General features: G+C 66.4%; 13 protein-coding genes. 10 read left to right on the forward strand and 3 right to left on the reverse strand.

From position 1 onward, the window contains the following. Positions 1-92 precede the first annotated feature (92 nt). From PKE80_RS18690 to PKE80_RS18705, 4 genes are all read left to right on the forward strand, one after another. A complete protein-coding gene (locus PKE80_RS18690; protein WP_271183786.1) occupies positions 93-1,304 on the forward strand; it encodes a class I SAM-dependent methyltransferase in 1,212 nt (403 codons plus the stop codon). A 146-nt stretch (positions 1,305-1,450) separates the two neighbouring features. Continuing rightward, positions 1,451-1,786 carry a hypothetical protein gene (locus PKE80_RS18695; protein WP_036529014.1) on the forward strand — a complete coding sequence of 112 codons (336 nt, stop codon included), beginning with the start codon at positions 1,451-1,453 and terminating at the stop codon, positions 1,784-1,786. Positions 1,787-1,794: 8 nt separating this feature from the next. Beyond that, positions 1,795-3,354, forward strand: a complete 1,560-nt coding sequence (locus PKE80_RS18700; RefSeq protein WP_271183787.1) for an FAD-binding oxidoreductase — start codon at positions 1,795-1,797, stop codon at positions 3,352-3,354. Next, entirely contained in the window at positions 3,351-4,166 is an 816-nt protein-coding gene (locus tag PKE80_RS18705; RefSeq protein WP_271183788.1) for an alpha/beta fold hydrolase, read from the forward strand. The genes PKE80_RS18700 and PKE80_RS18705 overlap by 4 nt, the downstream gene beginning before the upstream one ends. 104 nt (positions 4,167-4,270) lie before the next feature. Here PKE80_RS18705 and PKE80_RS18710 read toward each other — a convergent pair whose 3' ends face one another. Beyond that, the gene (locus PKE80_RS18710) at positions 4,271-4,777 is read right to left on the reverse strand and encodes a VOC family protein (RefSeq protein WP_271183789.1); all 507 of its coding nucleotides are present in this window, start codon (positions 4,775-4,777) and stop codon (positions 4,271-4,273) included. 261 nt (positions 4,778-5,038) lie between these two features. Between PKE80_RS18710 and PKE80_RS18715 the strand changes: the two genes are divergently transcribed. The 5 genes from PKE80_RS18715 (at position 5,039) to PKE80_RS18735 (ending at position 10,189) form a co-directional block, all read left to right on the forward strand. After that, the gene (locus PKE80_RS18715; protein WP_271183790.1) at positions 5,039-5,800 is read left to right on the forward strand and encodes a maleate cis-trans isomerase family protein; all 762 of its coding nucleotides are present in this window, start codon (positions 5,039-5,041) and stop codon (positions 5,798-5,800) included. A gap of 88 nt (positions 5,801-5,888) precedes the next feature. Beyond that, positions 5,889-6,803, forward strand: a complete 915-nt coding sequence (locus PKE80_RS18720) for a polysaccharide deacetylase family protein (protein WP_271183791.1) — start codon at positions 5,889-5,891, stop codon at positions 6,801-6,803. Continuing rightward, on the forward strand, positions 6,803-7,966 hold the full coding sequence (locus tag PKE80_RS18725; protein ID WP_271183792.1) for an FAD-dependent monooxygenase: 1,164 nt from the start codon (positions 6,803-6,805) through the stop codon (positions 7,964-7,966). Before PKE80_RS18720 ends, PKE80_RS18725 begins: the two co-directional genes overlap by 1 nt. 1 nt (position 7,967) lies before the next feature. Beyond that, complete coding sequence (locus PKE80_RS18730) at positions 7,968-9,479, forward strand: aldehyde dehydrogenase family protein (protein WP_271183793.1); 1,512 nt, start codon at positions 7,968-7,970, stop codon at positions 9,477-9,479. Positions 9,480-9,490: 11 nt separating this feature from the next. Next, the gene (locus PKE80_RS18735; RefSeq protein ID WP_271183794.1) at positions 9,491-10,189 is read left to right on the forward strand and encodes a hypothetical protein; all 699 of its coding nucleotides are present in this window, start codon (positions 9,491-9,493) and stop codon (positions 10,187-10,189) included. Positions 10,190-10,282: 93 nt separating this feature from the next. On the opposite strand, the gene dmeF is transcribed toward PKE80_RS18735, so the two are convergent. Both dmeF and PKE80_RS18745 read right to left on the reverse strand, forming a co-directional pair. Further along, positions 10,283-11,218: a CDF family Co(II)/Ni(II) efflux transporter DmeF gene (dmeF, locus tag PKE80_RS18740; protein WP_271183795.1), complete on the reverse strand. Its 936-nt coding sequence runs from the start codon at positions 11,216-11,218 to the stop codon at positions 10,283-10,285. Positions 11,219-11,234: 16 nt separating this feature from the next. Continuing rightward, on the reverse strand, positions 11,235-11,510 hold the full coding sequence (locus PKE80_RS18745) for a metal/formaldehyde-sensitive transcriptional repressor (RefSeq protein ID WP_008832657.1): 276 nt from the start codon (positions 11,508-11,510) through the stop codon (positions 11,235-11,237). A gap of 200 nt (positions 11,511-11,710) precedes the next feature. Between PKE80_RS18745 and PKE80_RS18750 the strand changes: the two genes are divergently transcribed. Then, positions 11,711-12,892, forward strand: coding sequence for a mechanosensitive ion channel family protein (locus PKE80_RS18750; protein ID WP_271183796.1), 1,182 nt, complete (start codon positions 11,711-11,713; stop codon positions 12,890-12,892). Positions 12,893-12,898: the final 6 nt, after the last annotated feature.

Genomic DNA, 12,898 nt, shown 5'->3' on the forward strand with positions numbered 1-12,898 from the left:
CCCACTGTCCGAGGGGTGGAGATTCCACTTTCGCAGGTGCGTGATCGCCGGCCCCGCTTATAGTTTGCGCATACGTCTTCAGGGATAACCCAATGCTCAACACCTTCCAGCAGCAGCTCCATGGCATGCTGCCCACCCCGACCTCGGAAGAAGCCTCGCGGCAGGAGTTCGCGAAGAGCCTCAAGCACTTCATCCAGCAGGGCCTGCTGCCCGGCCTGCACCCGATCTATTCGGGCCGCGCCGCCCAGCGCTTCGAGAAGGAAGCGGGTCGCGCGCCGGTCGATCGCCACGACATCCGCAAGGCGATGGTGCCGGACAACTACTTCCGCCACTACGCCGCTGTGAACCGCATCAGCCAGGAACTGCTGTGGGACAGCGTGATCGATTCGATCGAGCGCGAGGAAGACAGCCTCAAGGCCGCCGCCGCTGCGAATTCGGCGAAGAACAAGGGCGAGCTGCGCATCCCCGAGGGCTTCGAGGTTCCACGCTACGTCTCCTCGCTCGACATCCACTGCATGCCGGGTGGTTATGCGGGCGGCCCGGACGATGCTTCGGACGTCTCGCTCGGCGTGCTCTACGACCGCGGTGTGTACCTCTATTCGATGGGGTACACCGGCCCGTTCAACGACGACATGGGCCGCTCGGTGGTGAACTACCTCAAGCGTAACATGCCGGACTTCAAGCCCAGGCGCATCCTCGACCTGGGCTGCACGGTCGGCCACTCGACGCTGCCGTACAAGGAACTGTTCCCCGAGGCGGAGATCTGGGGCGTGGATGTCGGCGGTCCGATGGTGCGCTATGCCCACGCCCGCGCCGGTGCGTTCGGCCTCGACGTCAACTTCGCGCAGATGAACGCCGAGAAGACCGAGTTCGAGGACGCCTCGTTCGACCTCGTCGTCAGCCACATCCTGCTGCACGAGACCAGCGGCAAGGCAATGCCCCGCGTGTTCGAGGAATGCGCCCGCGTCCTCAAGCCCGGCGGCCTGATGATCCACGCGGATCTGCCGCCGTTCGACCTGATGGACCCGTTCACGCAGTTCATCCTCGACAACGAGACGTACTACAACAACGAGCCGTTCTGGGGCGCGATGCGCGACATGGACCAGATCGCGCTGGCCACCAAGGCGGGCTTCGACCCGGCGACCATCCGCTTCGACACCGCTCCGATGGCCGTGATGGAATATGCGGGTGCGGGCTATACCGAGGAATCGGCCGCCGACGTTGCCGAGCGCGAGTTCACGGCGGGCGAGTTCGCTCCCGGCGGCGGCTGGGAAGTTCTCATCGCCCAAAAGCCCGCAGCCTGACACAACAATGCGGAATGTCCTTCTTCTCTTCGTCATTGCGAGCGAAGCGAAGCAATCCAGAGCGGCGTTAACTGCCCTGGATTGCTTCGCTTCGCTCGCAATGACGAGGATGGGGAGTGGGCGCAGCCGCTACTAGGATAACAGACATGAAGCGTGACGCACGGGGCAAGCGGCCCCAGTTCTACCAAGACCCGGCCCTCGACCAGATGATGGGCATGATCATGGTCCTCGCGGGTGAGGTTTCGGTGCTGGCCGACCAGCTCGATTCTACCCAGCGTGTGCTGGCCAACCACAACATCGACGCGCGCGCCGAAGTCGATGCGCTCGTCCTCGACGACGCGGCGCTGGAAGCGCGCGAGGCGCGCCGCCAGCAGATGCTGGAACGCATGTTCTACCTCGTCCGCAAGGAAGCTTCCGAGGCGGCAGGCAAGGAAACAACCGAAGGCTACATCGCCACCCTCGACGCGATCGCGGAAGGGTAAGCGATACAATGAGCATAAATGCGAGCGCGCTGGCGAACATCGTCGGTGCGGACAACCTGCTGACCGACCCGGCCAAGGTCGCCTACTTCGCCACCGACGTCTACCGTGCACAGATCATGCCGGGCGCGGTCGCGCGTCCTGGCACGATCGAGGAACTGCAGGCCGTGGTGCGCGAGGCGGCGGCCGCCAAGCTGCCGTTCACCGTGCGCGGCGGCGGCGCGTCCTACACCGATGGCTACAATGCGGTGGACGGCTCGCACCTGCTGATCGACATGAGCCGCCTGAACCGCATCGTCGAGATCGACGAGTTCAACGGCTACGTCACCGTCGAGGCGGGCGTTACCTGGCTCCAGTTGTCCGACGCGCTGGAGGCCAAGGGCCTGCGTACGCCGTTCCGTGGGCCGTTCTCCGGCATTGCCGCGACCATCGGCGGATCGATGTCGCAAAACTCGATCAGCCACGGTTCGGGCGCATGGGGCATCTCGGCGGAATCGGCACTGGCCTTCGACATCGTGCTTGCCGACGGCAGCCTGCTGCGCACCGGCACAGGCGCGCTGGGCGAGAAGCCGTTCGGCCGTCATGCCGGGCCGGACCTCACGGGCCTGTTCACCGGCGACTGCGGCGTTTTCGGCCTCAAGGCCCGGGTTACGCTGCCGTTGCTGCGTCACAAGCCTGCGCATCGCGTGCTGTCCTTCGCCTTCGCCGAATTCGCGCAGATGCACGAATCGATGCGCCGCATCGCCATGGAGCGGGTCGAGGATTCGCACTTCGCGCTCGACGCCGCGCTGTCGCAGGGCCAGATCGCCAAGCAGGAGCGTGCGGGCGGCCAGCTGGCGATGGCGATGTCCATCGTCAAGAGTTCGCCCTCGGTCTTCGCCGGGCTCAAGCAGGTCGCGGCGGCGGGCATTCTCGCCCGCAAGCAGATTTCCGCTTCGAACTTCATGACGCACTACATCGTCGAGGGTTTTGACGATGCCGAGTGCCGCGCCAAGCTGCAGCGCCTGCGTGACCTGACCGCAGACCTCGGCCGCGAAATCGTCGCGACGGTGCCTTCGGTGGTGCGCGGCATGCCCTTCGCACCGCTCTACAACACGCTCGGCCCGGGCGGCGAGCGCTGGGTGCCGCTGCACGGCGTCATGGCGCATGACCGCGTGCGTGATTTCCACGAAGCGCTCCAGCGCTTCTACGCGGACCGCGCCGCCGACATGACGCAGCACGGCGTGTGGGGCGGCGGCATGTATTCCACCGTTGGGTCGAGCGGTTTCCTTTACGAAATCGCGCTCTACTGGCCGGACGAGCAGACCGCCTACCACGCGGAATCGGTGCCCGGCGACTACCTCGCCAGCCTGCCGAAATTCCCGGCGAACCCGGCCGCGCGTGAGTACGTCCATCGGCTCAAGGGTGAACTGGTCGACCTCTACGACGCCCACGGCGCGCTGCACTTCCAGCTCGGCCGAGCCTATCCCTACGCCGCGCGCCTCGGCGCGGAGCCCAAGGCGCTGGTCAGCGCGATCAAGTCGGCGCTCGATCCGCAGGGCCTCGTCGGTCCGGGCGTGCTGGGCCTGTGACCCGCAACAGCGTCCGCAAGTCCTACGTGGACCTTGCGGACGGGCAGCTGCACGTGCGCGAGGTGGCGGGCCTTGAAGCGCCGGGCGGGGAGCCCGCCATCGTCTTCCTGCACCAGACCGCGTGCTCGGCGCAGAGCTACGACCCGCTGCTGGCCGAACTCGATCTGCCCAACCGGCTCGTCGCGATCGACACGCCGGGCTTCGGGGGCAGCTTCGATCCGGTCGGCTGGCCTTCGCTCGCGGACTATGCGGCGTGGATTCTGGAAGGGATCGACGCGCTCGGGATCGGGCGTTTCCATGTCTTCGGGCATCACACCGGCTCCAGCCTTGCGGTGTACTTCGCCGCGAACCATCCCGAGCGGGTGGCGTCAATCATACTGGCGGGCGCCGAGCTGATGACGCCGGATGAGCGCGCGCACTTCGAGCAAACGCATGGCGAGCCGATCGGCCTCAAGCGCGACGGATCGCACCTCCAGACCAACTGGGACTACGCCGCCGGCTACAACGAGGGCATCGACGTGGAGATCATCCATGACGAAGTCGTCGCCATGCTGCGCGCATGGAAAGCCCGGCCGCAGGCCTACATGGCGGTGGCAAAGTCCGACACGCCTGCACTGGCAGCGCGTGTCACCGCGCCAGTGCTGCTGCTGACCTCACCCGACGACTACTTCCACGCCGAGCTGGACCGCGCGAAGGCCGCTTTCCCCGGCGCGAGCCTTGCCGTCACCGGCGGGGCGAACTTCCAGGCCACCGCGGACCCGCAAGGCGTCGCGCGCGCGGTGGAAGAGTTTCTGGCGTCGTCCCGGACTTGATCCGGGACCGCTGGCGGTCTTTAGGCGCGCGCTATCAGGACGATCCCGTCGAGAGGCGGGCTGGTCCTGATAGCGGTCCCGGATCAAATCCGGGACGACGTGTATCAGGAATAGTCCAGTTCCGGGCGGGTGCGCTCCTGCTGCGCGGGGTCGGTTTCAACGAGGTTGATGAATACCCCATCGCAGTCGCGGATGCAGACTTCCAGCTGCGCGCGGTGTTCCATCGCGAAGACCTGCGGCTCCGGCGCCCACGTTGCGCCGAGGGCGCGCAGCCTTTCCATCGTTCCGGCCATGTCGGTGACGTAGAAGACCAGCGCCACCTCGCCGATGCGCGCCGGGCCGGTTGCGGGGGGGATGGCCTCGTTCGTGGTGCCGTCCGCCAGCTTGAACAGGCCGACCATGCCGTAGTTGGGGCCGGGGCGCTTGACGATGCGGATCTCGAATGGGCGCGGGTCGTCGAAGCCCAGGATCTCGGTCGCCGAAGGATGGCTCAGCTTGCCCTCGAAGTAAGTCTCGGTGAGGCCGATGGCGCGGTAGAATTGCGTCGCCTTGTCGAGATCGCGCACGAAGATCGTCGCACGCACGAGGGCGGAGGAGGGATGCTCGGTCATCGGTCTGCCTTTGCTGGTTCGCCCCGATAGTTCCCGTCCTGCCGCGCCGCCGCGAGCGCGCGGCCGCCAATGGTCGTCAGGTGGACAACGGGACGGGTGTCGCCTTGCGGAAGGTCGGCCCGGGGCGCGATGAACGGTCATGATCGGGAGCATCAGCAGCCCCCGGTCCGCAAGGGCGACACGATCTTCCGGCCAGGGTTCTGCCGGCCCGTCTGCAACTCTTTCGGAGAGTCCGCTCTCCAGCTGCGTGGGATATAGAAAATGACGGATTCTCTCGGTTACCGCATGAAGTTCGCGGTGGTCGCCCCCTCGACCAACACCAGCGTCGAGCCCGAGTACGCGGACATGCGCCCGCGCGGCGTGACCAACCATTTCTCGCGCATCGCGATTCCCGACACCAAGGTCGTGGACGACGCGACGTTCGTGGAGATGCTGGAGAACATCCGCAGCGCCACGTTCGATGCGGTCGACGTGTCGATGTCGATGGACCCGGGCTGCGTCGTCATGGGCATGTCGGCCGAGACCTTCTGGGACGGCGCCGAGGGCGCCGAGCGCCTGCACCAGCGCATGCTGGAGCGGACCGGCGGCGTGCCGGTGATCATGGGCTCCACCGCCGTGGACGCCGCGATCCGGGCCTATGAGGAGGCCGACGGCAAGAAGATCCGCAAGATCGGCATCCTCACCCCTTATGCGCCGGTGGGCGACGCCAACGTCAAGAAGTTCTTCGAGGACCAGGGCTACGAGGTCGTCCACGTCGAAGGCCTCAAGTGCCAGTCGCCGATGCTGATCGCGCACGAGGACAAGCAGACCCTCAAGCGCGCCGCCATCAAGGTGAGCGAGGGCGTCGACGCGGTGATCCAGGCGGGCACCAACCTGGCCTTCGCCGAAGTCGCCGCCATGGCCGAGTTCTGGCTGGAAAAGCCGGTGATCGCGATCAACACCGCCACCTACTGGCACGCCCTGCGCACGATGGGCTTCACGGACCAGAAGGAAGGCTTCGGCCGCCTGCTTGCGGATTTCTGATCCGTCACTTGCAAAGCAAGCACTGGCGATACGGCATCGGCGCTCTAAGCTGACCTCAGGGTCGAGAGATTAGAATACGGAGTTCACAATGGAATACGATTACGTCCCGATGCCGCAGCGCCAGCCGCTCCAGTGGCCGGACGGCAAGCGCGTGGCGCTGCTGATCACCTTCAATCTCGAGACCTGGGATCTCACCAAGGATACCGACAAGCCCTATTACGCGGGCGGCCCGGCGATCCTGCCGGACATCCTGCCCGGCAACACGCCGGACTTCCCGAACTACACTTGGCGCGAATATGGCCAGCGCGTGGGCATCTGGCGCCTGTTCGACCTGTTCGACGAACTGGGCGTCAAGGCCAGCTGCACCACCAACGCCGTCACCTTCGAGCGTCGCAAGGCGATGACCGATGCGGTGCTGGAGCGCGGCTGGGAACTGCTCACCCACAACTGGGAGCAGGGCGAACTGCTCACCACCTTCGCGCACGAGCCGGAGAAGGAGCGCGACATCATCATGCGCTCGCTCGAGCAGTTCGAGAAGTACACCGGCCGCAAGTCCAAGGGCTGGCTCTCGTCGTCGCTGCGCGGCACGATGCAGACGGCGGACATCCTCGCAGGGGAGGGCTGCACCTTCTACTGCGACATCATGAACGACGACCAGCCGTACCTGCTGCGCACGCCGAACGGCCCGATCGTTTCTGTCCCGTATTCCAACGAGATCAACGACTTCACCTTCATCACCCGCAAGAACTTCACCACCGACCAATTCCGCGATGCGCTGATCGAGGAACTCGACGTCCTCTATGCGGAAGGCGCCAAGAGCGGCCGCATCATGAACATCGGCCTGCACCCGCACGTCGCCGGCCGCGCCCACCGCGTCCGCGCGGTGCGCGAGTTCATCGAGCACGCCAAGTCGCTCGACGGCGTCTGGTGGACCACGCGCGAGGAAATCGCCGAGTGGTATCTCCAGAACCACGAAAGCCATATTCCTGGCCAACTCGGCTGATGGAAAAGGCCCGGGTTCTCGTCGCCGGCGGCGGCATCGGCGGGTTGACGGCGGCCATCGGGCTCCTGCGCAAGGGGTTCGAGGTCGAAGTCTTCGAAGGCGCGCAGAGCTTCGGGGAAGTGGGGGCGGGCGTCACGCTCGCGCCCAACGCGATGGCGGGGCTGCAGTACCTCGGGCTCGGGCCAAAGATCGAGGCTGCGGGTAGCGAGCCGGTGCGGCAGGTCGTGCGGCACTGGGAAGATGGCCGCGTTCTCAAGACCTTGGAGCGCGGCAACCAGATGCGTGAGAAGTACGGCGTTCCGTACCTCTACATGCACCGCGCCGACCTGCACGCGATCCTCGTCGAGACAGCGCGGGAGCTGGGCGGCAAGCTGCACCTCTCCGCAAGGGTGGTGCAAGCGGCACACAGCGGCACACAAGCGTTGCTCAAGCTCGCAGACGGCACCGAACATCACGGCGACCTGCTCGTCGGCGCTGACGGGCTCAAGTCTGTAGTGCGCAAGATCTTCGAACCGATCTCCGCTCACTTCACCGGCCACGTCGCGTGGCGCGGCGTGGTGCCCGTGGACGAGCAGCTCCGCGAGCTGGCCGAGAACCCCGGCAACTTCATCGGGCCGGAGCGCATGGCGGTGTGGTATCCGCTGCGCGGCGGCACGCAGCTCAATCTCGTCTTCTTCGCCCGCGAGGAAGGCTGGACCGACGACGGCTGGACGATCCCCGCGAAACGTGCCGAACTGCAGCAGGTCTTCGCCGGCTGGTGCGAGCCGATCCAGTATATGATCGCGCATCTGGAGGAAGACCGCCTGTTCAAATGGGCGATCAATGCCCGCTCGGCGCTGTCGACCTGGAACCAAGGTGGCTGCATCACCCTGCTCGGCGACGCAGCGCATGCGATGACGCCATTCCTGGGGCAAGGCGCCTCCTGCGCCATCGAGGACGCGGTGGTCCTGTCGCGTGCGATGGAGGCCGGGGCCACGGTGGCCGAGGCGATCGAACGCTACGAACGTGCGCGCATCGCGCATGCGACGTTCATCCAGGCGGAATCGAACGCCAACGCCGAACGCCTGCAGAGCAAGGACGCGGACAACTTCGGCAAGAAGGAAGTCCGCAACGAGGAAACGCTGGGCCTGTTCGCCTACGATGCCGGCAAGGTGGAAGTATAAGATGACCCTGACTGCAGCCGATTTCCCCGTTGAACTCTCGCCCGGCACCTGGGACGTCCTGCGCGGCGACTTCCCGCTGCTGATCGACGGCAAGTTCGTATCCTCCGCAAGCGGCGCGGCGGGCGTAACCCACGATCCCGCGACCGGCGCCGCGCTGGCGGGCTTCGCGCTGGGCGATGCGGTGGACGTGGACCTTGCGGTCCGCGCGGCCCACAAGGCGTTCGGCGGCCCGTGGTCGAAGCTCTCGCACTTCGAGCGCGCAAGGCTGCTGCGCAAGCTGGCCGACCTGTTCGAGGCTAACACGCAAGTGCTGGCCGAACTCGAGGTCATCGACAACGGCATGCCGATGTGGCTCGCCGGACTGACCGCGCGCAACAATGCCGAACTGTTCCACTACTACGCGGGCTGGGCGGAGCGGATCGAGGGCACCACCACGACGCCGCCCGCGCATGTCCTCGCGGCGGGAGAGGCGCTGACCTACACCCTGCGCGAGCCGGTCGGCGTCGTTGGCCAGATCGTGCCGTGGAACGTGCCGCTCTCGATGGCGTGTCTCAAGCTGGCCCCGGCGCTGGCGGCGGGGTGCACCGTGGTCCTCAAGCCCGCCGAGGAGACGCCGCTCAGCGCCGTCGTGCTCGGCCGGCTGATCATGGAAGCGGGCTTCCCCGAGGGCGTCGTCAACATCGTCAATGGCGATGGCGCGACGGCGGGCGCGGCGTTGGTCAAGCACCCGCTGGTGTCCAAGATCTCGTTCACCGGGTCGACCGAAGTGGGCAAGCTGATCGTGCGCGAATGCGCCGACGATCTCAAGAAAGTCAGCCTCGAACTGGGCGGCAAGTCGCCGGTGATCGTCTTCCCGGATGCGGACATGGCCAAGGCCGTGCCGGGCGTTGCGATGGCGACCTTCTTCCTGCAGGGCCAGAACTGCATGGCGGGCACGCGCATCTTCGTCCACGCCGATATCTACGACGAACTGCTCGAAGGCATGGCCGCGTTCGCCGGGTCGATGAAGATCGGCCACGGCCTGCATGCGGACACGATGATCGGCCCGCTGATCTCCGCGAAGCAGAAGGCCCGCGTCATGAGCTACGTGGACGAGGCCAGGGCAGGCCCGGCGCGCGTCGTCGCGGGGGGCAAGGCGCCCGAAGGCCCCGGCCACTTCGTCGAGCCCACCATCGTCGCCGACACCACCCCCGACATGCGCGTGGTGCGCGAGGAGATATTCGGCCCGGTCATGGCCGTCCAGCGCTTCGAGGGCGACGACCTCGACGCCATCGCCGCGATGGCGAACGACAGCGACTTCGGCCTTTCGGGCAGCGTCTGGACGCAGGACCTGTCCACCGCGCACAAGATGGCGGCGCGGGTGCGGTCGGGCCATGTCTCGGTCAACACTCACGGCGCGGTCGGCGCGAACATCCCGTTCGGGGGCTTCAAGCAGTCGGGCTGGGGGCGTGAGTTCGGGCGCGAGGGGCTGGACCTCTATCTGGAGACCAAGGCCGTGACCGTGGCCCTGTGATGGAAAATGCAGTGACTTATCTTCGTCGTCATGCGGGCCGCATCGTCTATCATCACGCCAACGGCCCGCAGGGGATCGAGGACTTCGGCATCGACGTGCGCGCCGATGGTCGCACGGTCCGCGCCTATTGCGAGATGGGCGACGGCGCCCTGACCCGCGACGCTTCGTGGAGCCTCGATGCCGATCTGCGCCCGGTCGAGGGTCAGGTGCGCGTCGTCCAGCACGGCAAGCTGACGGGCAGTTCCTGGTACTATTTCACGCCTGACGCCACGCACTGCGAGTCGCTGACCGCGAACCTCGGGCGCACCAGCCAGACCTTGCCCGGACGGGTCGATTATCTCGGCCTGCATCCGCTAGTGGGCGACGGTGCCATCGCGCTTGCGCGCGGGACCGACGAGCCGGGGGCGGAGCGGATGATCCCGAGCGTCACCTGCTCCTACGACGTCAACGGCGAAAGCTCGCTTGTCGCGCTGCCGATCACGATCGGCGTTACCTATGTCGGCAAGGAGGAGGTGACCGTCCCGGCGGGCACGTTCACGGCCGACGTCTACGAACTGCGCTGGCAGCCGCACTGGCCGCCGGCGCGGCTGTGGGTGCACGGCGAGGATTCGGTGTTCCTGCGCCTGACCTGGGAATTCTCCGGCCTCGACAGCCAACTGGAGCGCTACGCGACCGCCACGGGCGAGGATAGCGCCTGGTTTGCAAGCTGACGTCGGCCCCGCTCACCCTTTTCCTGCTCTCACTCCTTTTCGTCATTGCTTCGCTACGCTCGCAATGACGAGGGGTGTGGACGACGCCTGCCCTCAATGTCGCTCGATCGAGACGTGGCGCAGTTCATGCACCGGCGCGAGGCGGCGGCGCAGTTCGCCATGGTCGCGTGCCGAACTGGCCGATATGATCGCGGCATGGGCGTCGGGGCCGATGCGCCAGACGTGGAGGTCGGTGATGCGCGCGTCGCCGGGGCCTTCGATGGCCTCGCGCACTTCTTCCGCGACGTGGTCGTCGGTGCGGTCGAGCAGGATGGCGGCGGTGTCCTTCATCAGCGACCATGACCAGCGCGCAATGACGACCGCGCCGACCACGCCCATCAGCGGGTCGAGGAAGGTCCAGCCCAGATAGCGCCCGGCCAGCAACGCGACGATCGCCATGACCGAGGTGAGCGCATCGGCCAGCACGTGCAGGTAGGCCGAGCGCAAGTTGTTGTCGTTGTGCGCGTGGCCGTGATGATGCCCGTGATCATGAGCGTGCTCATGATGGTGGCCATGCCCGTGCCCATGGTGGTGATGGTCGCCCGACAGCAGCAGGGCGCTGACGATGTTCACGATCAGGCCGATCACCGCGACGATGGTGGCGTCCCCGAACGCCACCGGGCCGGGGTTGAGCAGGCGTTCCACTGATTCCACCCCGATCCCCACCGCGAACAGCGCCAGAACCAGAGCCGAGGCGAAGCCGGCGAGGTCACCGACCTTGCCGGTCCCGAAGCTGAAGGCCGGATTTCGGCGGTGCCTGCGGGCATAGCGATAGGCCAGCGCGGCGACGCCGAGCGCTCCGGCATGGGTCGCCATGTGGAACCCGTCGGCGAGCAGGGCCATCGATCCCGTGGCATATCCGGCGACGATCTCGCCCACCATCATGACGGCGGTGAGCACGACGACCCACTGCGTGCGGCGGGCGTTGGCGTCGTGCGAGGCGCCGAGGAAATCGTGATCGTGAACGGATGGGTGAGGCAGGGAAGCCATGGGAAATGCGGTCTTTCTACTTCGCGTAACGGCGGATGGCGGCGATCACGGCCTGTACGCCGTCCTCGCGCTCGGCATCGGAGAGGTCGGGCGCGGAGACGTGGGTGCGCAGGTGGTCCTCGATCAGTTCGTCGATGAAACCGTTGACCGCGCCGCGCACCGCCGCGCTCTGCAGCAGCACTTTCGCGCAGTCCTCGCCCTCGACGAGCGAACGCTCGACCGCCTGCAACTGCCCGACCATGCGACGTATCCGCATGATGAGCGCCTGATTGTCCTTGCCGAGATGTGCCATACCTATACCCCCTTAGGGTATAAGCGGTGAAGCCGCAAGGTTTGACCCGCCCGGGCGGTCCCGATACGGGAACAAAGTCGAGGGCCGTTCATTTCAAAAGCCCGCGCCGACGCTCCGTTTCGCTTCGGGAGCGTCGCCCATCCGCCGGTTCGGGTCGCCATCCGCAGCCGGCGCCACAGACGCAGGATCACGAGCACGCGATGAGCGTAATCACCACTATCGCCGCAGCGGCAGCCGCCCCCGCCGCCACTCCGGCTCCCGCAAAGTCCCCCATTCCCGACGTTTCCGTGCAGGTCCGCGACTTGTCGAATTCGACCTTCGCGTGGTTCCAGACCTACTGGCTGCAGATCATCATCGCGGTGGCCATCGCCGTCGCCATCGTCTCGGCGCTTTACGCGCTACGCCGCCTCGGCGCGCGGTTGTGTCGGGAAGAGCGCGGGCGCGGCGACTGGCTCACCATCGTCGGCCGGGTGGTCACCAAGACGACCAACTATTTCATCATCATGGTCGCGATCCGCGCGGTCGACGGCTACGCGCAGACGCCGCCGATGATCGACCGGATGGTGACCTTCTTCTTCACCCTCGCCGCCGTCCTGCAAGGCGCGATCTGGGCGCGCGAGTTCATCCTCGGCGCAATCGAGCACAAGACTTCGGCCGAGCACTTCAAGGGCGAAGCGATCATCAACGCCATGGGCCTCATCCGCCTGCTGGTGAGCGTGGTCGTCTTCGCGGTGGCGACGGTGGTTCTGCTCGACAACATCGGCGTCAACGTCACCGGCCTCGTCGCGGGTCTGGGTGTGGGCGGCATCGCCATCGGTCTGGCAGCGCAAGGCATCTTCGCCGATCTTTTCGCGGCGCTGGCGATCATCTTCGACCGCCCCTTCAGCAAGGGCGATCAGATCAGCTTCGGCACCAGTTCGGGCGTGATCGAGGCGATCGGGCTCAAATCCACGCGCATCCGCGCCTATACCGGCGAACTGCGGATCATCGCCAACAAGAACCTGCTCGACAAGGAGATCCTGAACGTCAGCGGGCGCGACCACATCCGCCTGCCGTTCACCATCGGCGTCGCCTACGAGACCCCTCCGGAGACGCTGGCGCGCATTCCGGGCATCCTGACCGAGCTTGTCGAGGCGGAAGGCGGCAAGGCATCGCGCGCCGGTTTCGAGAGCTTCGGCGCCAGTTCGCTCGATTTCAGCCTGCTGGTGGACGTGCCCGGCAAGGACTGGGGCATCGCCCACCCCTTGCGCGACCGCTTGATGGTGGCGATCGTCAAGCGGTTCGCGCAGGAGGGCATTGCGATCCCCTATCCCACGCAGACGACCTTCACCGCCGCGCCCGACGGCACGATCATCATGCCCTATCCCGAAAAGGCGACCTGACGACGA

The sequence above is a fragment of the Novosphingobium resinovorum genome, from assembly GCF_027922145.1.
GTDB classification, from domain to species: Bacteria; Pseudomonadota; Alphaproteobacteria; order Sphingomonadales; family Sphingomonadaceae; genus Novosphingobium; species Novosphingobium resinovorum.